The organism is Streptomyces polygonati (genome assembly GCF_042650325.1).
GTDB classification, from domain to species: Bacteria; Actinomycetota; Actinomycetes; order Streptomycetales; family Streptomycetaceae; genus Actinacidiphila; species Actinacidiphila polygonati.
Map to the genome: position 1 here is coordinate 265,928 of NZ_JBHSBB010000008.1, position 20,843 is coordinate 286,770.

Annotated in this window: 23 protein-coding genes; 13 read left to right on the forward strand and 10 right to left on the reverse strand. The window is 73.6% G+C overall.

The features are described from left to right. Positions 1 to 39: 39 nt before the first annotated feature. The 6 genes from ACFO3J_RS09815 to ACFO3J_RS09840 all read right to left on the reverse strand — a co-directional run bounded on the left by ACFO3J_RS09815 (position 40) and on the right by ACFO3J_RS09840 (position 5,559). The gene (locus ACFO3J_RS09815) at positions 40 to 753 is read right to left on the reverse strand and encodes a lysophospholipid acyltransferase family protein (protein ID WP_386428138.1); all 714 of its coding nucleotides are present in this window, start codon (positions 751 to 753) and stop codon (positions 40 to 42) included. A gap of 231 nt (positions 754 to 984) precedes the next feature. Beyond that, on the reverse strand, positions 985 to 1,146 hold the full coding sequence (locus ACFO3J_RS09820; RefSeq protein ID WP_386428139.1) for a hypothetical protein: 162 nt from the start codon (positions 1,144 to 1,146) through the stop codon (positions 985 to 987). Between the two features lie 154 nt (positions 1,147 to 1,300). Next, on the reverse strand, positions 1,301 to 2,257 hold the full coding sequence (locus tag ACFO3J_RS09825) for a cytochrome c oxidase assembly protein (RefSeq protein WP_386428141.1): 957 nt from the start codon (positions 2,255 to 2,257) through the stop codon (positions 1,301 to 1,303). A gap of 103 nt (positions 2,258 to 2,360) precedes the next feature. After that, positions 2,361 to 3,386: a 6-phosphofructokinase gene (locus tag ACFO3J_RS09830; RefSeq protein WP_386428142.1), complete on the reverse strand. Its 1,026-nt coding sequence runs from the start codon at positions 3,384 to 3,386 to the stop codon at positions 2,361 to 2,363. A 193-nt stretch (positions 3,387 to 3,579) separates the two neighbouring features. Then, positions 3,580 to 4,308: a type 1 glutamine amidotransferase gene (locus ACFO3J_RS09835; protein ID WP_386428144.1), complete on the reverse strand. Its 729-nt coding sequence runs from the start codon at positions 4,306 to 4,308 to the stop codon at positions 3,580 to 3,582. A 12-nt stretch (positions 4,309 to 4,320) separates the two neighbouring features. Further along, the gene (locus ACFO3J_RS09840; protein ID WP_386428145.1) at positions 4,321 to 5,559 is read right to left on the reverse strand and encodes a Mur ligase family protein; all 1,239 of its coding nucleotides are present in this window, start codon (positions 5,557 to 5,559) and stop codon (positions 4,321 to 4,323) included. Positions 5,560 to 5,728: 169 nt separating this feature from the next. Here ACFO3J_RS09840 and def point away from each other — a divergent pair, with 169 nt between their 5' ends. Beyond that, entirely contained in the window at positions 5,729 to 6,280 is a 552-nt protein-coding gene (gene def / locus ACFO3J_RS09845; RefSeq protein ID WP_386428148.1) for a peptide deformylase, read from the forward strand. Positions 6,281 to 6,323: 43 nt separating this feature from the next. Here def and ACFO3J_RS09850 read toward each other — a convergent pair whose 3' ends face one another. Further along, positions 6,324 to 6,971, reverse strand: a complete 648-nt coding sequence (locus ACFO3J_RS09850; protein ID WP_386428149.1) for a TetR family transcriptional regulator — start codon at positions 6,969 to 6,971, stop codon at positions 6,324 to 6,326. Positions 6,972 to 7,120: 149 nt separating this feature from the next. On the opposite strand from ACFO3J_RS09850, the gene ACFO3J_RS09855 reads away from it, so the two are divergent. Then, a complete protein-coding gene (locus tag ACFO3J_RS09855) occupies positions 7,121 to 8,347 on the forward strand; it encodes an acyl-CoA dehydrogenase family protein (protein WP_386428150.1) in 1,227 nt (408 codons plus the stop codon). 181 nt (positions 8,348 to 8,528) lie between these two features. Further along, positions 8,529 to 9,140, forward strand: coding sequence for a PASTA domain-containing protein (locus ACFO3J_RS09860; protein ID WP_386428153.1), 612 nt, complete (start codon positions 8,529 to 8,531; stop codon positions 9,138 to 9,140). A gap of 27 nt (positions 9,141 to 9,167) precedes the next feature. On the opposite strand, the gene ACFO3J_RS09865 is transcribed toward ACFO3J_RS09860, so the two are convergent. Beyond that, positions 9,168 to 9,311, reverse strand: coding sequence for a hypothetical protein (locus ACFO3J_RS09865; protein ID WP_386428154.1), 144 nt, complete (start codon positions 9,309 to 9,311; stop codon positions 9,168 to 9,170). A gap of 280 nt (positions 9,312 to 9,591) precedes the next feature. Here ACFO3J_RS09865 and ACFO3J_RS09870 point away from each other — a divergent pair, with 280 nt between their 5' ends. Next, the gene (locus tag ACFO3J_RS09870) at positions 9,592 to 9,720 is read left to right on the forward strand and encodes a hypothetical protein (protein ID WP_386428157.1); all 129 of its coding nucleotides are present in this window, start codon (positions 9,592 to 9,594) and stop codon (positions 9,718 to 9,720) included. 82 nt (positions 9,721 to 9,802) lie between these two features. Next, positions 9,803 to 10,414, forward strand: a complete 612-nt coding sequence (locus tag ACFO3J_RS09875) for a winged helix-turn-helix domain-containing protein (protein ID WP_386428159.1) — start codon at positions 9,803 to 9,805, stop codon at positions 10,412 to 10,414. Here the strand turns inward: ACFO3J_RS09875 and ACFO3J_RS09880 are convergent. Continuing rightward, positions 10,398 to 10,862, reverse strand: a complete 465-nt coding sequence (locus tag ACFO3J_RS09880; protein ID WP_386428161.1) for a universal stress protein — start codon at positions 10,860 to 10,862, stop codon at positions 10,398 to 10,400. The genes ACFO3J_RS09875 and ACFO3J_RS09880 overlap by 17 nt on opposite strands. Before the next feature lie 216 nt (positions 10,863 to 11,078). On the opposite strand from ACFO3J_RS09880, the gene ACFO3J_RS09885 reads away from it, so the two are divergent. From ACFO3J_RS09885 to ACFO3J_RS09895, 3 genes are all read left to right on the forward strand, one after another. Next, positions 11,079 to 11,612 carry an SRPBCC family protein gene (locus tag ACFO3J_RS09885; RefSeq protein WP_386428163.1) on the forward strand — a complete coding sequence of 178 codons (534 nt, stop codon included), beginning with the start codon at positions 11,079 to 11,081 and terminating at the stop codon, positions 11,610 to 11,612. A 243-nt stretch (positions 11,613 to 11,855) separates the two neighbouring features. Next, positions 11,856 to 12,587: a L,D-transpeptidase family protein gene (locus ACFO3J_RS09890; RefSeq protein ID WP_386428164.1), complete on the forward strand. Its 732-nt coding sequence runs from the start codon at positions 11,856 to 11,858 to the stop codon at positions 12,585 to 12,587. A gap of 426 nt (positions 12,588 to 13,013) precedes the next feature. Beyond that, positions 13,014 to 14,693 (forward strand): helix-turn-helix domain-containing protein, encoded by a 1,680-nt coding sequence (locus ACFO3J_RS09895; protein WP_386428166.1) that lies wholly within the window; start codon positions 13,014 to 13,016, stop codon positions 14,691 to 14,693. Positions 14,694 to 14,790: 97 nt separating this feature from the next. Here the strand turns inward: ACFO3J_RS09895 and ACFO3J_RS09900 are convergent, their stop codons facing one another. Further along, complete coding sequence (locus tag ACFO3J_RS09900) at positions 14,791 to 15,909, reverse strand: baeRF3 domain-containing protein (RefSeq protein ID WP_386428167.1); 1,119 nt, start codon at positions 15,907 to 15,909, stop codon at positions 14,791 to 14,793. 140 nt (positions 15,910 to 16,049) lie between these two features. Between ACFO3J_RS09900 and ACFO3J_RS09905 the strand changes: the two genes are divergently transcribed. The 5 genes from ACFO3J_RS09905 to ACFO3J_RS09925 are packed head-to-tail and all read left to right on the forward strand — an operon-like array spanning position 16,050 to position 20,826. After that, positions 16,050 to 17,057 (forward strand): DUF4129 domain-containing protein, encoded by a 1,008-nt coding sequence (locus ACFO3J_RS09905; RefSeq protein WP_386428169.1) that lies wholly within the window; start codon positions 16,050 to 16,052, stop codon positions 17,055 to 17,057. After that, positions 17,054 to 17,869, forward strand: coding sequence for a hypothetical protein (locus ACFO3J_RS09910; RefSeq protein ID WP_386428170.1), 816 nt, complete (start codon positions 17,054 to 17,056; stop codon positions 17,867 to 17,869). The genes ACFO3J_RS09905 and ACFO3J_RS09910 overlap by 4 nt, the downstream gene beginning before the upstream one ends. Continuing rightward, positions 17,817 to 18,887 carry an AAA family ATPase gene (locus tag ACFO3J_RS09915; protein WP_386428172.1) on the forward strand — a complete coding sequence of 357 codons (1,071 nt, stop codon included), beginning with the start codon at positions 17,817 to 17,819 and terminating at the stop codon, positions 18,885 to 18,887. Before ACFO3J_RS09910 ends, ACFO3J_RS09915 begins: the two co-directional genes overlap by 53 nt. Continuing rightward, positions 18,884 to 20,227, forward strand: coding sequence for a DUF58 domain-containing protein (locus ACFO3J_RS09920; RefSeq protein ID WP_386428175.1), 1,344 nt, complete (start codon positions 18,884 to 18,886; stop codon positions 20,225 to 20,227). Before ACFO3J_RS09915 ends, ACFO3J_RS09920 begins: the two co-directional genes overlap by 4 nt. Continuing rightward, positions 20,224 to 20,826, forward strand: a complete 603-nt coding sequence (locus ACFO3J_RS09925; RefSeq protein WP_386428176.1) for a hypothetical protein — start codon at positions 20,224 to 20,226, stop codon at positions 20,824 to 20,826. The genes ACFO3J_RS09920 and ACFO3J_RS09925 overlap by 4 nt, the downstream gene beginning before the upstream one ends. Positions 20,827 to 20,843: the final 17 nt, after the last annotated feature.

Below are 20,843 nucleotides of genomic sequence, written 5' to 3' on the forward strand. Positions count from 1 at the left end.
GGTCTCGTCGGTTCCCGCGCAGCGGCATCGTACCCGCGATCACTCCGGCGTCCGCGGCGGGCGAGCGCGGGACGACTCCGCCCGCTCGGCCTTCACCTCGTCCGCGTACCGGTCGACGTACTCCTGGCCGGACAGTGCCATGATCTCGTACATGATCTCGTCCGTCACCGACCGCACCGCGTAGCGCTCCCCCTCCAGGCCGGCGAACCGGCTGAAGTCCAGCGGGCGGCCGAAGCGGATGGTCACCCGCCCCAGGCGCGGGATCTTCCGCCCCGGCGGCTGGAGCTCGAAGGTGCCGACCATCGCGCACGGGATCACCGGCGCCCCCGCCCGCAGCGCCATCACCGCGACGCCGGTGCGCCCCCGGTAGAGCCGGCCGTCGGGCGAGCGGGTGCCCTCCGGATAGATCCCCAGCAGCCCGCCGCGGCCGAGCACGCCGAGCGCCGCCTCGATCGCCGACTGCGAGGCCTTGCCGCCCGACCGGTCCACCGGGATCTGGCCGATCCCGCGGAAGAAGGCCGCGGTCAGCCGCCCCTTGACGCCCCGGCCGGTGAAGTACTCCGCCTTGGCCAGGAAGGTGATCCGGCGCGGCAGGACCGTCGGCATCACGAAGTGGTCCGAGAAGGACAGGTGATTGCCGGCGATGACGGCCGCGCCGCTTTCCGGGATGTTCTCCAGGCCGTCGATCCGCGGCCGGAAGAACAGCCGCAGCAGCGGACCCAGAATCACATACTTGAGCACCCGGTAGAACACCGCGACTGCCTCCCTCGACCGGTCCGTCGACGCCCGGCTGCGCCGCCCCAGTGCTCCGGTGCCACGGCAGAGTAGTGCCCCCGCGCCCGCCGCGACCAGGGCGCTACGACAACGCTCCGGCGAACGGGTGAGCGATCACCCCGTACGGTCGCCGCCCGGCCCCGCCCGCGCTTCCGGGGAGCGTGGGCCAGCCGCAGCGGCGGCCGAGTCGATGCCGTGGTCGCGGGACCCTCAGCGCGGCGCCTTGAGGGCGGCCACGCCCGCCGTGCACAGGCCCAGCACCACCCAGCCGAGCCACAGCAGGGCGCTGGAGCCGAGCGTGGCCGAGTAGCCCACCACCGCCACCAGGCACGCCACCGTGCACACCGCCATCGCCTTGGCAGGTCCCGGCATGGTCGCCCTCCCTCCGCGGCCGCGCGGGCCCGCCGTCGGCCGGGCACCCATGGTGAACCGGCCGCCGCGCCCGGCGCTACCACGCCCCGCCGGTCAGCCGGCCGGGACCGTCCCCCCGGGCCGCTGCCCACCCACCGGCGGCCGCGCCGTGCGGTCAGCTGCGACCGCGCGCCTGCAGCGAGGCCAAGTAGGCGTTGTACGCGACGAGTTCCGCGTCGCCGTCCCGGTCCGCCGCCCGGTCCGAGCGGCGCGCCTGGCGCTGCTCGGAGGTGTACCACTGGAAGAGCAGGGCGACCAGCACGATGACCGAGGGGACCTCGCTGAACGCCCACGCGATACCGCCGGCCGCGGTCTGGTCGTTCAGCGGATCGACGCCGAGCGAGGCGGGCGGATGGAGGAAGGTGGTGACCATCGGCTCGCTGGCCATCATCAGCGCCACCCCGAAGAAGGCGTGGAACGGCATCCCCGCGAACAGCTCCAGCATCCGCATCACATAACCCGGCCGGTGCGGCCCGGGATCGACGCCCATGATCGGCCAGAAGAAGACCAGGCCGACCCCCAGGAAGTGCAGCATCATCACGATGTGCCCGGTCCTGCTGCTCATCAGCGTGTCGAACAGCGGCGTGAAGTACAGCCCGTACAGGCTCGCGATGAACAGCGGGATGGTGAAGGCCGGATGGGTGATGTAGCGCATGTAGCGGCTGTGCAGCAGCTTCACCAGCAGCTCGCGCGGGCCGAGATGCCCCCGCTCGGCGGTCGGCAGCGCCCGCAGCGCCAGCGTCACCGGGGCGCCGAGCAGCAGCAGGATCGGGGAGAGCATGCTGAGGATCATGTGCTGCACCATGTGCACGCTGAACATGACCATGCCGTAGTCGTTGAGCCGGGTGCACATCGTCACACCGACCGTCAGCACTCCCAGTACGAAGGCCGCGGTGCGGCCCACCGACCAGTGGTCCCCGCGCAGCGCCAGCCGCGCCACCCCCCAGCCGTACAGCGCCAGCAGCAGCAGACAGCCGATCAGGAAGAAAGGGTCGTCCCCGCTGAAGACCATGCCCCGCCCGAAGGTGAACGGCGGCAGGTCCATCCGCATACCGTGCCCGCCGTGATCCATCTGTCACTCCTTCGACCGTTGTGCCCGCACCAGAGTAGATCCGCCCCTGGCCGCGATTCCGGCCGGGGGCGGGCAAGCACTCCGGAGGCTGAGCGGGACAGGGTCAGAGCACGCACTCCGCCTCTATGTAGCGGTTGGCCGGGACCGTCTTGAGCTCTTCCACGGCCTCGGCGAGCGGCACCAGGACGATGTCGGTGCCGCGCAGCGCCGTCATCATGCCGAACCGGCCGCCGTGCACCGCCTCCACCGCGTGCCAGCCGAAGCGGGTGGCCAGCACCCGGTCGTACGCGGTCGGGGTGCCACCGCGCTGCACATGACCGAGGATCACCGGCCGGGCCTCCTTGCCGAGCCGCTCCTCCAGCTCCACCGAGAGCTGGTTGGCGACACCGCTGAACCGCTCGTGGCCGTAGACGTCGGTGGCGCCGGAGGTGAAGTCCATCGTGCCGGGGCGCGGCTTGGCGCCCTCGGACACCACGACGATGGCGAACTTCTTTCCCGCCTCGAAGCGTTCGCCGACCACCCGGGCCAACTCCGCGACGTCGAAAGGCCGCTCGGGCACCAGGATGGCGTGCGCACCGGCCGCCATGCCCGAGTGCAGCGCGATCCAGCCGGTGTGCCGGCCCATGACCTCGACGATCAGCACCCGCTGGTGCGACTCGGCGGTGGTCTTCAGCCGGTCCAGCGCGTCGGTCGCCACACCCACCGCGGTGTCGAAGCCGAAGGTGACGTCGGTGGCGGTGATGTCGTTGTCGATCGTCTTGGGCACGCCGACGATGGGCAGGCCCGCGTCGGACAGCAGCCGGGCCGCCTTGAGGGTGCCCTCACCGCCGATCGGGATGATCGCGTCCAGCCCCAGGTCCTGGACATGGCCCCTGGCCCGCTCGACACCGTCGCGCAGATGGGCCGGCTGGACACGGGAGGAGCCGAGGATGGTGCCGCCACGGGCCAGGATGCCGCTCACCGCGTCCAGGTCCAGCTTGCGGTAGTCCGCTTCGAGCAGGCCCTTCCATCCGTCGTGGAAACCGATGACCTCGTCACTGTGGTCCACCACGGCGCGGTGCACCACGGACCGGATGACGGCGTTCAGCCCGGGGCAGTCGCCGCCGCTGGTCAGCACACCAATACGCATTGCTCTCGCTACTCCCGCAACTCGACCGGACGGCCGGACCCCCTCGTCCGGATGGATCGGGGCAAGTTTAGCGAGCCCGGCCGACCCGCCTCCACGCCGACCGGACTGCGGACACCTGACGATTACCGGAACGACGGGAAAAGGTTTCGCAGCGTGACGGGGCCGGGCGAGGCGCGGCGGGACGCGGGGCGGCTCAGGCGGGCTGGACCGCCGCCGCGATGCGCTCGTTCCGCAGCGCCTCGTACCACTGGTCGTCGACCGGCGGCAGCGCGTTGACATCGAGCGCCAGCTTGATCAGCAGATCGCCGATCTGCGGATTGCGCGCCATCACCGGCCCGTGCATGTACGTACCGAACACCGTGTCGTTGAAGGCGCCCTCGGTGCCGTCCCCGGTGCCGTTGCCCTTGCCGACCCGCAGCCGGGCGAACGGGCGGGCGCTCGGACCGAGATGGGTGACACCCTGGTGGTTCTCGAAGCCGGTCAGCGGCGGCAGGCTCAGCCGCGGGTCGATGTCGGCCAGCACGTCGCCGACGCAGCGCTCGCCCTCGCCGCGGGTGCTCACCACGTCCAGCAGGCCCAGGCCCGGCTCCGGGCGGCCCAGGTCGTTGATGAACTCATGGCCCAGGATCTGGTAGCCGGCGCACACCGAGAAGACGATCGCGCCGTTGGCGACCGCGCGGCCCAGCCCGCCGTCGCGGCGCAGCCGCTCGGCCGCCAGCCGCTGCGGCCGGTCCTCGCCGCCGCCGATCAGATAGATGTCGCCCGAGGTGGGGATCGGCTGGTCGGACCGGACGTCGACCCGGGTGACCGGCACCCGGCGCTGCAGCGCCCGCCGCTCCACCACCAGCGCGTTGCCCTGGTCGCCGTAGGTGCTCAGCAGGTCGGGGTAGACCCACACCAGGCGCAGGCTGGACTCACTCATACGTGCTTCTCCTCAGTTGCCGACGCGGCGGCGCAGGTCCTGGAAGGCGGTGTAGTTGGCGATGGTCTCGATCCGGCCCTGCGGCGCCGACCGTACCGCCTCGTCCAGATCGGCGCAGACCCGGAACTGCAGCCCGGCGACCTCCAGGCGTACCGCCAGGTCCATCTTGCGGTCCCCGAGCACCATGATCGGGTGGCCGGCCAGCCGGGTGTAGTCCACGTCCCACAGCCAGGAGGTGTCGGTGCCGTCCGCGCCGCGGGCGTTCACCGACAGGATCACCGGGGTGGGCGGGCCGTCGATCAGCGAGAACGTCTCCAGCCAGCCGGCCGGGTTCTTCGCCAGCAGCAGCCGCAGCTCGCGCTGGCGGTACGACACCACGTCGTAGCGCCCGGCGACGGCCTGCACCTTGTACATCCGCTCCAGAGCGATCTTGGGGTCCACCCCGAACGCGGCGGCGGCGGCGGCCGAGACCGCGGCGTTGGACTTGTTGGCCCGCCCCGGCAGCTGGAGGTGGATCGGCCAGGCGACGCCGTACGGGTCGATGACGTGGTCACCGGACAGCGCCCAGGTGGGGGTGGGCCGGCGGAAGCCGCACTCGGCGCAGAACCAGTCCTCGGACGGGCGCTGGAGCACCCCGCCGCAGGACGGGCAGGACCAGGCGTCGTCCTTCCACTCCTGCCCTGCCGCGACCCAGACGACGGTGGGGCTGGAGGAGGCCGCCCAGGTGATCAGCGGGTCGTCGGCGTTGGCGATGATGATCGCCTCCGAGCCGGCCAGGCCCTCGCGCCACTTCTCGGCGAGCATCCGGGTCTCCGCGGCCCGGTCCAGCTGGTCGCGGGACAGATTGAGCAGCGCGATGGCCTTGGGGGCCACGTCCCTGGCCACACCGGCCAGATACTTCTCGTCCACCTCGATCACGCCGTAGCGCGCTTCCGACCCGCCGGCCAGCGCGGAGGTGATGCCGGCCGGCATGTTCGCGCCCAGGGCGTTGGAGACCACCGCGCCGTTGGCGCGCAGCGCCTCGGCGAGCAGCCGGGTGGTGGTCGTCTTGCCGTTGGTGGCGGACACCAGCACCACGTCCAGGTGCCGGGCGAGCCTGGCCAGCAGGTCGGGGTCGAACCTCAGCGCCACCTTGCCGCCGATCACCGACCCGCTGCCCTTGCCCGCCGCACGCGACACCGCGGCCGCGGCCTTGCCGGCCGTCACGGCCAGCTTGGCCCGCGGCGACAGCGGCTCCGAGTTGCCTGCCATCGTCTCTGTTCCTCCTCGACTCCGGCCGCGCCGCTGCCCTTGCGGCGGCCGGTCCTCCACCCCTGCTCGCCGCCGCGGCGGCCGACAACTTCCGGTTCCGGCCCAGCCTATCGACTCCGCGCGCCGGGACCGCACCGCGCCGCCCCGACGGGCGCCTACTCTGTCCCGCATGCGATATGGCAGCATCCCCGGCAGCGCCGGCGCCGTCCACCCGGTCCGGCTGCTCGGCGACAGCGCCCTGCACACGCCCTGCGCCGAGGTCGCCGAGTTCGGCGCCGTGCTGGTCCGGCTGGTGGAGGACATGTTCGCCACGATGTACGCGGCCGGCGGGGTGGGCCTGGCCGCGAACCAGATCGGTGTGCCGCTGCGCGTGTTCGTCTACGACTGCCCGGACGACGAGGACCGCCGCCACCTCGGCCATCTGGTCAATCCCCGTCCGGTCCGGGTCGGCGGGGTCACGGTCACCGGCGCCGAGGGCTGTCTGTCGCTGCCGGGCATCGAGTCGGGCACCCGCCGCCACGACGAGATCGAGCTGGCGGGATTCGACATGCTCGGCGAGCCCGTGACGGTGACCGGGACCGGCTTCTTCGCGCGCTGCCTCCAGCACGAGTGCGACCACCTGGGGGGCACCGTCTTCACCGACCGCCTGCGCGGCCCCCGCCGGGCCCGCGCCCTGTGGGCGGCCCGCCGGGCGTCATGGGCGCACGGGGCCCGGAGCTAGGGACCGATACGGTCGAGGGAGACGAGGCGGGGACGCCGGGCCGTCACAGGCCCGGGCTGCCCGCGCGGTCGCCGGCCGCCGCCAGCCGGCCCCACAGCAGATCGGCCAGGCTGCGCACCAACTGGTCGCGGGAGACGGGGCGTTCGCTGAGCCACCAGTCGCCGGCCGCGTACATCATGCCCACGATGCCGTGGCCCCAGGCCCTGGCCACCTCGCGGCTGTCCGGGCCGAGGTCGAGCCGCTCGGCGATCACCTCGGCGAGGTCCTCGCCCATGCTGCGCAGCAGCGGGACGGAGTGCCGGCCGACGTCGAAGCCCTTCTCGCCGTCGGCGGCCGGAGTCTCGGCCGGGTGCATCAGGAAGCGGTAGACCTGCGGGCGGGTCTCGATCGCCGACAGGTAGGCGTGCAGGGTCGCCTCCACGCGGTCCCGGCGGTCGCCGGGGGAGTCCAGCGCGGCGCGCAGGGTGGCGAGCAGGGCGTCGGTGTGCCGCTTGGCCAGCGCCCGGTACAGACCGCTCTTGTCGCCGAAGTGCCGGTAGAGGATGGGCTTGGTGATGCCCGCCTCGGCCGCGATGGCGTTCATCGACGCCTCGGGCCCGTCCCGCAGTACGACGCGGTCGGCCGCTTCGAGCAGTTCCTGGCGCCGTCGCTCGGTGGCCGTGCGCTGGTCCTGCCGCTGGCCGGTCTCCACCCTCGCCTCCCCGGTTGTTCGATTGCTGGTGGTCCGCGCAACGTAACACCCCGCCGGTCCCGATCAGCTCCGCGGGTGAGGAGTTGACATTGCCTACCAGAGGGTAACAGACTGCTGTTACCGCAAGTAACCAGCACGTGGAGGGGACGATGGGCGACTTCACGCTCGATCTCAACGACGACCAGCGGTCCGTGCGCGCGTGGATCCACGGTTTCGCCGCCGATGTGATGCGCCCGGCCGCCGCCGAGTGGGACGAACGCGAGGAGACGCCGTGGCCCATCATCCAGGAGGCGGCCAAAATAGGCCTGTACTCCCTGGACTTCTACGCCCAGCAGTTCTTCGACCCCACCGGCCTGGGCATCCCGATGACCATGGAGGAGCTCTTCTGGGGCGACGCGGGCATCGCGCTGTCCATCGTCGGCACCGGTCTGGCGGCCGTGGGCGTGCTCGCCAACGGCACCGAGGAGCAGATCGGCACCTGGGTCCCGCAGATGTACGGCGACGCGGCCGATGTGAAGGTGGCCTCCTTCTGCTCCTCCGAGCCGGACGCGGGCTCCGACGTCGGCGCCATGCGCACCCGGGCGGTCTACGACGGGGCCAAGGACGAATGGGTGCTCAACGGCACCAAGACCTGGGCCACCAACGGCGGCATCGCCAACATCCACGTGGTGGTCGCCGTGGTGGACCCGGAACTCGGCACCAGGGGCCACGCCTCCTTCATCGTGCCGCCGGGCACCCCCGGCCTGTCGCAGGGCCAGAAGTTCAAGAAGCACGGCATCCGCGCCTCCCACACCGCCGAAGTGGTCCTGGCGGACGTCCGCGTCCCCGGCCACTGCCTGCTCGGCGGCAAGGACAAGCTGGACGAACGGCTCGCCCGGAGCCGCGAGCGCGCCGCGACCGGCGGCGAGCGGGTGAAGAATGCGGCGATGGCCACCTTCGAGGCCTCCCGCCCGGCCGTCGGCGCCATGGCGGTGGGCACCGCGCGGGCCGCCTACGAATACGCCCTGGAGTACGCCGTCGGCCGTGAGCAGTTCGGCCGGCCGATCATCGACAACCAGGGCGTGGCCTTCCAGCTGACGGACATGCGGACCCAGATCGACGCGGCCCGGCTGCTGGTCTGGCGCGCCTCCTGGATGGCCACCGCCGGCAGGCCCTTCACCTCGGCCGAGGGCTCGATGTCGAAGCTCTTCGCCAGCGAGACAGCCAAGAAGGTCACCGCCCAGGCCATCCAGATCCTCGGCGGCAACGGCTTCACCCGGGAGTACCCGGTGGAGCGGATGCACCGCGACAGCGCCATCTACACCATCTTCGAGGGCACCAGCGAGATCCAGCGCCTGGTCATCGCCCGCACCCTGTCCGGGCTGCCCATCCGCTGAGCCGGCCGCGGGGCGGCGGGGGCCCGGAGCGCCGGCCCCCCGCCGCACGACCACGCGCCGCGCGTTTCGTAACAATCCCGGCGCGCCGGATACGGCCGGCCGGCCGGACTGCCAGGCTCGGACCCAGGACCGCGCCGAGCAGCACCCCGCCGAGCCCATCCGCACCGAGGGGGACGACCGTATGCGTACCCGAGGCCCCGCCGCCGCCATCGTCCTGATCGCGGCGGTCGCGGCCGCGGTGACCGGCTGCGATCCGCACGCCACCGATCCGCAGGGGCCGGGCGCGGCCACGTCCGGGAGCACCGGCGCCGCGGCCGCCAGAACGGTCCCCGACCTGGTCGGCAAAGGGCTCCAGGCCGCGCAGGACACCGCACAGGCCGCCGGCTTCCACCACCTCACCAGCCACGACTCGGCCGGGCGGAGCCGGCATCAGATCCTCGACCGGGACTGGAAGGTCTGCTCGCAGAAGCCCGCCGCCGGGACGAAGGTGTCCGCCGGCACCGAGATCGACCTCGGTTCGGTCAAGCTCGCCGAGTCCTGCCCGAGGTCCGACCGGACGCCGCCCGCGAAGGCGGGCGCGACGATGCCCGACTTCACCGGCAAGGCGCTGAACACCGCGGCGGACAGCCTGCCGTCGAACACCTCGATCGGCTCCTCCGACGCGGCGGGCCACCGTGTCATCGTCCTGCGGTCCAACTGGAGGATTTGCACCCAGAAGCCGGCGGCCGGCACCCGGCTGAACGGACAGCCGGTGATGTTCACCGCGGTCAAGTTCGGCGAGCGCTGTCCTTAGCGGCGGGTCCGGCGGGCCGCCCGGGGCTCAGTCGTTGTCGCGGTAGCCGCGCAGCACGAACCAGGCGATCAGAACGCCGCCGACCACCGCGATCACGATGATGCTGCGCATCACCGGCCCGGGGCCGGCACTGTCGCTCACCGCGAGGTCGAGCACCTGGTTGATCTGCATGGGGAACTCCTTCTGGTCCGGCCGCACCAGACTAGACCCGGTCTCTTTCCGCTCGGTGCGGTGGGTGCCGCCGGCCGTCGCGGGCCGTTTCCCGGCGGCCCGGACAAGCGGGCGAATCGCCGCGTACGCCGCACCGCCGGTCGTATGCCCCGCGGCAGTGCGACCGGCTGACCGTGCGTGGACTCGCTGACCGTGCGTGGACTCCCCGTGTGACCTCTTCCACGCCGCGACCTCGTCCCGGCCCTGACGCGGCGGGCACGGCGTCTGGTTCAATAGGGGCATGGCCAGCACTACTGACATCGGGACGGGTCGATACGACCTGGAGCCCTTCTGGCCGTCCCGGCAGGAGCAGCACTTCGACCGCTGGTGTTGCCGCGCGATCCCCGCGCGGACCCGCGTCGCCCGCTGACCTGCCCTTCTACGGCACGCATCAGCGTCCGGTCCCGCGCAATACGTCGTCCGACGACCCTTCGCGCGAAAGAGCCGAACCCATGCCGAACGTCTCCCAGTTCCCGCCCCTGCCGGTCCCCGCTCCCCCCTCACGCGCCGACGCCGCCCGGCAGCGGCTGCGCGCCGTCGGCCCCGACGAGGCGCCGCCCGCCCCCGACTTCCTGCCGCCCGGCGCCACCTGGATGCCGGCCCCCGGGCATGTGCTGGCCGCCGTCTCCGGCGGCGCCCCGATGGTCGGTTACCTCGTGCTCGTACCGGCGGAGGCCGGCCGGGCCGGGCCGCCCGCCACCGCGATACTGCCGCCGGAGGCCGCGGATCCCGCGGAGGGCGCCGGGGCGCCCGACGTGCCCGACGACGCGCCGGTCAGGATCGACGGCGAGCGCCGTACCGCCGTCGTGGACGGCCGCCAGCTCGAACTCACCTACCTGGAGTTCGAGTTGCTGGCCCACCTGGTGGCCCACCCGCACCGGGTGCACTCCCGCGACCAGCTGGTCACCACCGTGTGGGGCTACGGTCACGTCGGTGACGGCCGCACCGTGGACGTCCATGTCGCCCGGCTGCGCCGCAAGCTCGGCGCCGCGCACCGGGGCAGCATCGTGACGGTCCGCCGGGTCGGCTACAAGTACGCCCCGGCGGTCACGGCACGACCGTGACCGGCCACTTGCCGGCCTTCACCAGCCGGACGGCGACCGACCCGACCAGCCGGTGCCCTGCCTGCTCCGAGGAGCCGACCACCACGGCGTCCGCGGTCAGCTGGTCGGCGGCGGTCGCCAGTCCGTTGTAGGGGTCGCCGCGGAAGGTGTGGAACTCCCAGCGCACCCGGAAGGTGTTCCCCACCCGGGCCACCGCGTCCCGTATCTCCGCCAGCAACTGCTCGGCGATCCCGGTGTCCGTGTCCGACACCGGGACGCCGAGCGCCGCGCCACCCGCCAGATAGGGCTGTACGTACACCAGCGCGAGCAGGGCGTTCTGCCGCCGCGCGAGTCCTGACGCGTAGGCGGCGGCTCGCCAGGACGAGTCCGAGCCGTCCAGTCCGGCGAGGATGACCTTGGGCCCGTCGGTGCCGCGCTCGAAGTACGCGGGGACCTGGTGTTCTTCCACGCGGCAAAGGCTATCGACCCCGCGCCGCCACCCCTATCCCCGAGCGCGATGCATCTCTCACCCGAATGGACTCATTGCCACGACATGAGCCCATTTGCGAGGCACGCTTTCGGAAGAGGAGTGAATCAGGCGGCTCGCCCGCCCGGCGCCCCGCCGCCGGTCCCGGTCCGCGCCTCGCGTGCTCAGCCGCCCACGCCGCTAACGGGGAGGTTTGTGATGCCGAGCGTTTCCACGAACGTGTTCGTGCCACGGCCGGCCACTGAGGTCTTCGACTTTCTCGCCGATGCCCGCAATCTCGCGCTGTGGAGCTCGGGGGTGGCCTCGGTCGACAAGGCGTTCGTGCAGCCCGGCCGCAAGGCGATGTACTCCTACCGCTATCCCGGGCGGCGCCGGCCGCACCGGCTGGTCTGCGCGGACTACGAGCCCTGCCGCCGGATAGCCTTCCGCGGCCAGCGGATGTGGAGCCCGCTGGGCACCCAGGTGCCGCTCTACGCCTTCGACCTCCTCCCGCACGCGGAAGGCACCCTGGTCCGGCTGTCGGTCACCAGCTCGCTCAGCGCGGGCCTGCTGCTGCTCGGCCCGCTGATCGCGATGGCCTGGCGGCGGGACCTGCCGATCGACGGGCGCAAGTTCTGCGACCTGCTCGGCTCCTCGGTGCCGGCCCGCCCGGCCCTTCCGGCGGCCGCGCCGGTGCCCGCCTCGCCGGAGCCCAGCTCCGCCGAGCCGAGTGGCTTCGACTACGCTCATTGAGTGTTAAACTAACAACGCGAGGCGGGTGCGTCCCGTCCGCCCATGAACTGCCCCGGCCTGGTCCCCCCGTCCCGGCCGGGGCTCCTTTGTGCCCGGCGGCGGTCGTCGGCCGGCCCTCGCGGCCCCGTCACTGTGCGCCGGGCGGGTACCGGGGAATTGGCGGGGACGCGTTCCGGGCGCGCGGCGCGCCGGTCGCTGGCAGACTCCGACCGACGCGTCCTCGTGCCCGAGCTGGAGGCCCCCGTGCGTAGCCGCACCCCTGTCGCGCTGACCGCTGCCGCCGCCGTGACGGCGGCCCTCACCGTCGGCTCGGCCGGCGCGGCGGCGGTCACCGCCCCGCGGACGCAGTTCCCGCTGCCGCGCCTGATGCGCGACACCGGCGGCGGCACCCAGCTCCTCACCGTCACCGCGCCGACATTGGCCTCGACCACCGGCACGCTCGTGCAGTGGGAGAAGAGCGGCGCCACCTGGAAGGAGGTGGGCAGCACCCCGGCCCGTTTCGGTGCCAAGGGGCTCGTCGAGGGCGCCGCCCGCAAGCAGAACACCAGCACCACGCCCACCGGCCTGTTCGGGCTGCCCTTCGCCTTCGGCAACGCCGCCGCCCCGGCCGGCACCACCCTGGCCTACCGTCCGGTCACCAGCACCTCGTGGTGGTGCGAGGACGTCGCCTCCGCCTCGTACAACCGCTGGGTGAGCCCGCTGCCCAAGGACTGCCGGGCGAGCGAGTCGGAGCAGCTCGCGGACTATCCGACCCAGTACGCGCACGCGGTCGTCATCGACTTCAATTACGCCAAGCCGGTCAAGGGCCGCGGCGCCGGGATCTTTCTGCATGTCAACGGCAGCGGGGCGACGGCCGGTTGCGTATCGGTGCCGGCCGCCGCGATGAACCGCGTCCTGGCCTGGCTCAAGCCCGGCGCCAAGCCGCACATCGCTATCGGCACCACGGGCGGAACCACCGCGCTGCTCCACTACTGATACCGGTGAAGCGTCGTGGGGCGTCGGGCGGTGCGACCCCGCTATGCGGGTAGAGTAAAATATTTACCAAGTGGAGGCTGTTGACCGGCTGTTCGCATGGCTGGATTCAACGTAATCACCACAGGTCAGACGTTCGAGTCGCGCCCCGCTGAGCGGAAGTGCGGAGGGAAAACCGGTTGCACGGCGGCACTCGTCCGCGCTTGATCCGCCATGCCATGATGCAGACGGCCGGCCGCCGTGCGGCGCGAGGGACGGGGACCCTTTGCGTTTCGCCTTCGGCGCACGTCCGCGAGCGCAAGTGCCGACAGGCATGGCGAGCGACCAGGGGGCATAAAAAGTGTCAGTAGAAGTCGGGCCGTGGTGTCAGAGGTCCAGACCGGTAAGCGGGAAAGTCACCGTCACCCCGCTCCTCGCCGAGGGGCCGGTATGAGAAACGACTTACTGCTCGCCTTACGAAACCAGCGCGGCTGGACGCAGGAAGAGCTGTCCGAGCGGTCCGGGATCAGTGTGCGCACCATACGGAATCTGGAGCGGGGCCGGGTGCAGAGCCCGCGCCGCAGCTCCCTCGATCTGCTGTTCTCCGTACTCGATCCCGAACGGCGGGGGAACAGCGCCGGTGGGCCGATCCCCGGCGGCGGTGGCGCCTTCCACCCCGGCGGGAACGGCCCGGGGAACGGGGCCGGGAACAGTACCGGTAACGGTATCGGGAACGGTGCCGCGAACGCCGCGGGGAACAGCGGCCTGCACGGGGCCGGAAACGGTCACGGGAGCGGAAGCGGGAACGGCGCCGTCCGGGTCCAGCAGAGCGGCGACCAGGGCCGGGCCCGCGGGCCGGCGTCCCCGGCGCCCGGCGCGCCGGTGGGGGTCCGCAGACTCGGACCCGCAGCCGCGGCCGGCCGGCCGAGCCGCTGGCGCGGTCCACGGCCGCCCAGGACGAGCCTGGTCGGCCGCGACAGCGACCTCGACCGGCTCTGCGACATCGTCACCGGCCACCCCGTCACCGTGATCACCGGGCCGGGCGGTATCGGCAAGTCGCGGCTGGCGCTGGCGGTGGCGGAACGGACGGCGGCGGAGTTCCCCGGCGGTATCGCGGTCGCCCAGCTCGGCCGGATCGCGGTGACCGGCGCGGTGGGCGGCGCCGCCGGTAACGGCGCCGTCGGGCACGGGACCGTCGGGGACGGCGGTGGCGGCGCCGTCGGGCACGGGACCGTCGGGGACGGCGGTGGCGGCTCGGGGCCGGTCGCCCACGGCATCGGCGGCCCGGGTCCCGGCATCCGGGATCCGGGCGTCCACGGCGTCCCGGGCGGTGACGGCCCCGGTGCCCTCGCCGCCGCCGGGCACTCCGTCGCCGAACTGCTCGGCGACGAGCGGCAGCCGCCCGGCACCGGTCCGGCCCTGCTCGTGCTCGACACCGCCGAGCACCTGCCCCAGACCACCGCCCTGCTCGTGGAGCAGCTCCGCGGCGCCTGGCCGGACGCGCGGATCGTCGTCACCACCCGGCGGCCCCCCGCCCTGGCCGAGGCGCGCATCTGGGAGACCAGACCGCTGCCCCTGGACAGCGCGGTGGAGCTGATGTCCCGCCGGCTCGCGAGCAATTCGCTCACCGACGACCTCGCGGGCTCGCCCGCGCGGGTACGCGAGCTGTGCCGCGAACTGGACTGCGTACCGCGGCTCATCGAGTTCGCCGCCTACTGGCTGCGCAGCGTCCCGGTGTCCGCGCTGCTCCGGCCGGATCAGGTACTGGAACTGCTCGGTGTGCCCGACGTGTCGGCGCTGCCGCACCAGCGATCGATGCGCGGCAGTCTCGAATGGAGCTGGGGGATGCTCACCGCGCGCCAGCGGCAGTTCATGCTCCGGCTCGCCGAGCGGCCCGAGCCGGTGGCCAGCGACGGGCTCGAATCCGCCTCGCTGGAACCGGAGTTCAGCGGCACCGAGGCGGTGTGCCTGCTCGCCGAGCTGGCCGACGCCTCGCTGCTCCAGGTAAGCCGGGGTGCCCGCTACGAATACCGGATGCTGCGCCATGTCCGGGCGTTCGTCCGGCACCGGGCCGAGCCCGTCTCCGGCGCGCCGCGGCCGGCCGCGGTGTGCGCGGCGGCCTGCGGCTGACCGGCCGTACCCGTGCGTGGTGCCCGCCGGGAGGCGGGCACCACGCGGAGCGGACCGCCATGGTGGGACGCCCGGGGGACTCGCCGCCCGCGCGCGCTCAGTAGCGCAGCACCGCCGCGATCCGCCCCACGTCCGCCAGCGCGTCGTCGGGCACGAACCGGACCCGCGCGCCGGTGTCCAGGGCCTGCTCGGCGATCTCGTCCACGATGTCGTCCCGGGCGCCCCGCTCGTCGGGCCCGGCGGGGACCAGGTGCTCGCCGTTGTCGCGGACGGTCGTACGGTAGCCGTCCTCGATGGCGACGAGTCCGACCCGCCCCTCGGAGACCGACTGCCACACCTCGTCCACCCCGCCGGCGAAGGACTTGCGGCCCCGGGCCCGGTTCAGGTCCGCCAGTACGGCGGCGACGGCCGCCTCGTCCCTGGCCCGGTCGGCGTCCCGCACCGCCCGGCCCAGGGCCTCGCCGGGACCCTCGGCCAGCCCGCCCCGCGCCACCCTGGCCACCGCCTCCGCCAGCATCGGCCCCGCCTCGTCCAGCGCGGCCAGCGCCTCCATCTCGCCGACGACGTAGAGCGGTCGCCGGGCGGCGGCCTGCACGGCGCCGACCGCCTCACCGATCTCCCGCAGGAAGCGGTGGGTCGCCTCGTCACTGAACGTGCTGGGCTGGTCGCCGATCCGCTCCTGCCGCTCCGGGTCGAAGTCCGCCTCCGGGCGGCGCAGCGGAAAGGCGGCGGACACCTCGTCGGACACCGGCACCGGGGTGTGCTGCCGGCCGCCGCTCCACAGCGTGGCCACCCGGGAGTCCAGGGCGAGCACCCAGTAGGGCTGGTTCGCGGAGTAGGCGGCCACCAGGTTGCGGGTCAGGAAGGTCTGGGCGAGCAGGACCCGGGCCGGCACCGGACGGCCGAGCGACCATATGTGGTGCTCGCCGGGCGCCGCGAAGATCGCCAGCCCCTCCTCGCTGTGCACCAGGTCGACCTCGGCCAGTGCCTGGTCGAGCTGCCCGATGACGTCGATCCGGTCGGTCCTGGAGACCTCCGGGTCGTTGTGCACGGCCTCCTTGGCCTCCTCCAGCAGGTTGCGCAGCCGTACCGGGTCCTGCGCGTTGTCCGGCTCGCGCCGGTGGGTGGGGAGCAGCACCGACACCGCGGGGTATTTGCGGGGTCGGCGCAGCTCGGCGAGCACGGCAGGGGTGAGCGGCTGGCGCGTGGACGGCATGGCTGACCTTTCCGGCGACGCCCCCGAGAAAACACTCCCTTCCTGGATAGCCCAATGTGCGGCCGCCCGCAGCCGGGGGCGGCGGCGCCCGGCGGGGGCCGTACTGACAGCCGGGGGTTCGTATGGGAAGCTGCCGACCGGTGACGAAGGGCGGGCTGGTGGGGCGGGAGCCGGTTTCACGTGGCGGAGCTGGGGGAGTAGGCCTCGGGCAGGCCGCGCTGGCCGTGGTGGTCGTCGCCGGAGCGGCGCTGGGAGCGCTACTGCTGAGGCCTGGCGGCGGCTACGGGAAGGGGACCGGACCGCTCGGCGGGAGCACCGGCGTCGTCGTCCTGCTGTCGCTGGTCTGGGCCGTGGGCGGATTCTGGCTCGGCGCCCGCTACCGGAGCCGGGCCCGGTCCGACCTCGTACTCGGCCCGGTCGAGTCGCGGCTCGCCGAGACCGTGCGGTACGCGTTCTTCGTGCTGCCGATCGCCGTCCCGGTCCTGGCGCTGAGCCTGCACCGGTCCCGGGCGGGCAGCGGCGCCGCGCCGAATCCCGAGCCCCCGGGCAAGCCGCGGATCTCGCTGGGAGAACCGACCCCGCCCCACTTCACCCGGCCCCGGACGTCGTCGCGGGGCAAGATGGACCTCGGTCTTCTGCTGCACATCCTGATCGGCATCGGCATCGCGCTGTTCGTCGTCCTGGTCGTCGTGGCCGCCGTGCTCCTGTGGCGGCTGCTGGGCCCGTCCTCCGAGCCGCCGCCCGTGGGCACCTACAGCGTGATCGACGACGAACAGCGCCGGCTCGCCGAAGCGGTGGACTCCGGGCGGCGCGCCCTGCTCGACGGCGACGACGCACGCGCCGCCGTCATCGCCTGCTACGCGGCCATGGAGCGCTCCCTCGCCGCCTCCGGGGTGGCCAGGAAAGCCTCCGACAGCCCCCACGACCTGCTGGCACGCGTCACGGGCAGCGGTCTGCTCACCGGCACCAGCGCCTCGGCGCTGACCGAACTCTTCCGTGAGGCCCGCTACTCCACGCACCCGATGGACGCCGGTCACCGGGACCGGGCCGCCGCCGCGCTCACCGACATCGCCGCCCGACTCGAAGCCCACCGACCCGACGGCGGCAGACCCGACGCCGACCGGGCGACCGCGGAGGCATCCCCGTGACGACACCGCCGCAGAAGCCGCCACGGAAGCCTCCGCAGCAGGGGATACCGCGACCCGAGGCGCGGCAGGACACGACGGCGCGGCGGACCGCGCGCCGGGAGCCGGCCCCGGTCGGCACCGTCCTGGCGGACAGGCCGCCGCCGGACGAGACCCCGGCGGCGGTGAGCAGGGCCGAGCCCGGCTCGGTCCGCCACTCTGTGACCCTGCTCGGCGGGATCGGCGTGGCCGCCGTGCTGCTGCTCGCCCTCACCGACGGCGCGGCGGCCGCCGCCCTCGGAGCGGCCCTGCTCACCGCCGCCGGGCTGTTCATCGCCCGGTACGCCGTCGGCGGCGGCGCCCAGGACAGCGGCTACCGCAGATCGGTGAAGCTGCTCGGCACCCGCGCCCCCGCGCTCGGCGAGTGGGAGTGGATCGTCGGCCGGGGACTCGGCCCCGACAGCGATGTGTACGTCGCGACGACCGTACGCCCGCAGCTGGAGCGGCTGTTCGCGGCCCGTCTCGCCGAGCGGCACGGTGTGGACGCGCGACGCGACCCGCGACGCGCCCGCGCCCTGGTCGGCGCGGAGCTGTGGCCCTGGATCGACCCGTCCGGGCCGCCGCCCGCCTCCGCGCTGACCGAACCCGTGCTCCGCGCGCTGCTCGACCGGCTGGAAGCGCTGGACACCCCCACGCGCCCCGTCGCCGACGAGTGGGCGGAGCGGGAGGACCAGACGGAGCGGGCGGACCGGACGGAGCCCGGGCGGACCGAGCCCGCCGAGCATGCCGCCACCCACCCCGACCAGGCCACCGGCCACCGTGACCAGGCAGAGTAAGGACCCGACCGTGACCAGTCCCCAGTACCCCAGCGGCCATGACGCCCTGACCCCGCGCCAGGCCGGGGAGCGGGCCGAGCAGGTGCTCGCCGAGATCCGTACCGCCGTGGTCGGCAAGCCGGAACCGCTGGCCCTGGTGATGCTCGGCATCCTGGCCGGCGGCCATGTGCTGATCGAGGACCTGCCGGGCCTGGGCAAGACGCTGCTTGCCCGCTCCTTCGCCACCACCCTCGGGCTGGACTTCCGGCGCATACAGTTCACCCCCGACCTGCTGCCCTCCGATGTCACCGGCGCGCCCTTCTACGACCAGCGCGACGGCGACATGGTCTTCCGCCCCGGACCGGTCTTCGCCCACCTGCTGCTCGCCGACGAGATCAACCGCACCCCGCCCAAGACCCAGGCGGCACTGCTGGAGGCGATGGCCGAGGCCCAGGTGACCATCGACGGCAGCACCCGCCCGCTGCCGGACCCGTTCGTGGTGATCGCCACCGCCAATCCCATCGAGTACGAGGGCACCTACACGCTGCCCGAGGCCCAGCTCGACCGGTTCCTGCTGCGGGTGCGGATGGGCTATCTGACCGCTGCCGAGGAGGCCGGCATGCTGCGGGGCCGCCTCGACCGCGCCGCGCCCGAGGCGGTGCTGCGCACCCTGAGCGGTCCCGGCGAGGTGCTGGCCATGCGGGCCGCCGTCGAGCGGGTCGAGGTCGAGGACGACCTGCTGGAGTACGTGGTCGCGCTGGTCGGCGCCACCCGCGCGCACCAGCACATCCAGGTCGGCGCCTCCCCCCGCGGCGGCCTGGCCCTGGTGCAGCTCGCCCGGGCCCGGGCCGTACTCGCCCTGCGGGACTACGTCACCCCCGAGGACGTCAAGACCGTCGCCGTGCCCGCGCTCGCCCACCGCGTCACCCTCAAGCCCGAGCTGTGGGTACGGCAGATCGACGCCGACGACGTGATCCGGGAGGTCGTCCAGTCCGTGCCGGCGCCGCAGACGCTGCCGCGCGCCGCGGTCGCCTCATGAGCCCGCGGCGCCCCCCGACCGCGGTCGAACGGGCCCTGGGCGGACCGCAGTCCGAGGCCGAGGCGCCCTCCGAGCCACCGCCGCCGCCCGCCGCCGGCTGGCGGGCCGGGGAACGGACCCTGCGCTACGGCACGGTGGCCGCCGTCGCCCTCGCCGCCGCGCTCGTCACCGGCCGGCCCTGGCTGCTGGCGCTGGCCGCCGGCCCGCTGACGCTGCTCGCCCTCGCGCTGCCGCACCAGTCGCGGGCCCGCCGGATGACGGCGGACGTCGAGGTCGAGGCGCGGCGCTGCTTCGAGGGCGAGCAGGTCGTCGCCCGGATCACCGTCGCCCACGACGGCGGCGACGGGCGGCTCGACCCCGGGATCACCCTGGGCCCCGGAGTGCGCCTCGACCACCTCGCCGTGGGCCGCTCCCTGATCGAGCTGCGGATGACCGCCCGGCGCTGGGGCCGCTGGAGCCTGGGCACGGTCGACATCGACCTCTACGACGCGGGGGGCCTCGCCCGCCGCACGGTCCGCGCCGACCTCGGCGAGATCGCGGTCTTCCCCGTGCCCTCGGCGGCCGCTGTCACACCGATCCCGGTCCGGCTGCCGCAGCGCCTGGGCGAACACACCTCCACCCAGCGCGGTGAGGGGGTCGAGGTCATCGGGATCCACCCCTATGTGCGCGGCGAGCGGCAGCGGCGTATCCACTGGCCGGCCACCACCCGGCGCGGCTCCCTGCAACTGCACCAGTTCGCCGCCGAACGCGCCTCCGACACGGTGGTGCTGCTGGATGTGCTGGCCGACGTCACCGACCCCGCGACCGGCGTTTCCTCGCTGGACGAGACCTTCCGGGCCGCCGCCGGACTGGTCCGCGCGTATCTGCGCACCCATGACCGGGTCGGTGTCGTCTCGGTGGGGGGCGCCACCCGCTGGCTCCAGCCCGGCAGCGGCGACGGCTACTTCTACCGCATCGTGGAGAGCGTGCTGGAGGTGCGCAAGGACCGCTCCTTCCGCAGCCCGGGACTCAACCGGCTGCCGCCGCCCGCGCTGCCCGAAGGCGCCCTGGTGTACGTCTTCACGCCGCTCACCGACCAGCGGATCCTCGATGTGCTGCACCAGATCCGGGGCCGCGCCAACCCGCTGGTCGTGGTAGAGATCGCCACCGGCGCGCCGCGGATCGACCCCGGTGACCCCGTGGCCGAACTCGCTCTGCGGCTGTGGCGCGCCGACCGCGACGCCATGCGATTCGCCCTCACCGAACGCGGTATCGCGGTGATCACCCACCAGCGGGGCGAGAGCCTCGACCTGCCGCTGGCACCGCTGCTGCGCACCCGTATCCAGGGAGGAAGCCGATGAACCCCACCGCGGACCGGCTCACCGCGCGCTGTCTGGGTACGGCCCTGGCGGTCGCCGCCTGCGACCCGCTCGCGGCCTTCCACGGGCCCGGCGCCGCCGGGGCGCTGCTCGTGGTGGTGGCCGTCGTCGCCTGGTGGGCCGCGCCGATGACGGACGAACGCCCGATCAGGACGGCGCTGCGCTGGCAGGGGATCGCGCTGCGCCGCCGGTCCACGCTGCTGGCCGCCGGGTCGGTGGCCATCGCCGCCGCGACCGACCCGCCGCTGTGGACCGCAGCCTGCGTCACCGCGCTGCTGCTCGCCTATCTGCTGGTCACCGACCCGTGGACCGCCGGAGTCACCGCGCCGGCCGGCCCGCGTCCGCTCGGGCCGCCGCTGATCGCGGCCGCCGCCTGCGCCGTCGTCTTCCTCGTCGCGCAGGCCCCGATCGCGGGCACCTCCTGGTCCCGGCTGCCCGCTGCCCTGGCGCTGGCGGCCACCGCGGTCTGCCTCGGCCTGGCGCTGTGGCGCCGCACCGGCGCGGGCGACCCGTCGCCCGCCCCGCGCACGGAGCCCCCGGCCGTCCCTGAACGGTTCAGTGAATTCCCCAGCCACCGATGATCACCCCGCTTCCCCCA

Coding starts and splice junctions, on each gene's coding strand:
- ACFO3J_RS09885 (WP_386428163.1), top strand. CDS start 11,079: ATGCCGAGCGTTTCCACGAACGTGTTCGTGCCACGGCCGGCCACTGAG.
- ACFO3J_RS09830 (WP_386428142.1), bottom strand. CDS start 3,386: ATGCGTATTGGTGTGCTGACCAGCGGCGGCGACTGCCCCGGGCTGAAC.
- ACFO3J_RS09870 (WP_386428157.1), top strand. CDS start 9,592: ATGGCCAGCACTACTGACATCGGGACGGGTCGATACGACCTGGAGCCC.
- def (WP_386428148.1), top strand. CDS start 5,729: ATGCGATATGGCAGCATCCCCGGCAGCGCCGGCGCCGTCCACCCGGTC.
- ACFO3J_RS09875 (WP_386428159.1), top strand. CDS start 9,803: ATGCCGAACGTCTCCCAGTTCCCGCCCCTGCCGGTCCCCGCTCCCCCC.
- ACFO3J_RS09895 (WP_386428166.1), top strand. CDS start 13,014: ATGAGAAACGACTTACTGCTCGCCTTACGAAACCAGCGCGGCTGGACG.
- ACFO3J_RS09915 (WP_386428172.1), top strand. CDS start 17,817: ATGCCGCCACCCACCCCGACCAGGCCACCGGCCACCGTGACCAGGCAG.
- ACFO3J_RS09820 (WP_386428139.1), bottom strand. CDS start 1,146: ATGCCGGGACCTGCCAAGGCGATGGCGGTGTGCACGGTGGCGTGCCTG.
- ACFO3J_RS09865 (WP_386428154.1), bottom strand. CDS start 9,311: ATGCAGATCAACCAGGTGCTCGACCTCGCGGTGAGCGACAGTGCCGGC.
- ACFO3J_RS09900 (WP_386428167.1), bottom strand. CDS start 15,909: ATGCCGTCCACGCGCCAGCCGCTCACCCCTGCCGTGCTCGCCGAGCTG.
- ACFO3J_RS09855 (WP_386428150.1), top strand. CDS start 7,121: ATGGGCGACTTCACGCTCGATCTCAACGACGACCAGCGGTCCGTGCGC.
- ACFO3J_RS09925 (WP_386428176.1), top strand. CDS start 20,224: ATGAACCCCACCGCGGACCGGCTCACCGCGCGCTGTCTGGGTACGGCC.
- ACFO3J_RS09835 (WP_386428144.1), bottom strand. CDS start 4,308: ATGAGTGAGTCCAGCCTGCGCCTGGTGTGGGTCTACCCCGACCTGCTG.
- ACFO3J_RS09825 (WP_386428141.1), bottom strand. CDS start 2,257: ATGGATCACGGCGGGCACGGTATGCGGATGGACCTGCCGCCGTTCACC.
- ACFO3J_RS09840 (WP_386428145.1), bottom strand. CDS start 5,559: ATGGCAGGCAACTCGGAGCCGCTGTCGCCGCGGGCCAAGCTGGCCGTG.
- ACFO3J_RS09860 (WP_386428153.1), top strand. CDS start 8,529: ATGCGTACCCGAGGCCCCGCCGCCGCCATCGTCCTGATCGCGGCGGTC.
- ACFO3J_RS09920 (WP_386428175.1), top strand. CDS start 18,884: ATGAGCCCGCGGCGCCCCCCGACCGCGGTCGAACGGGCCCTGGGCGGA.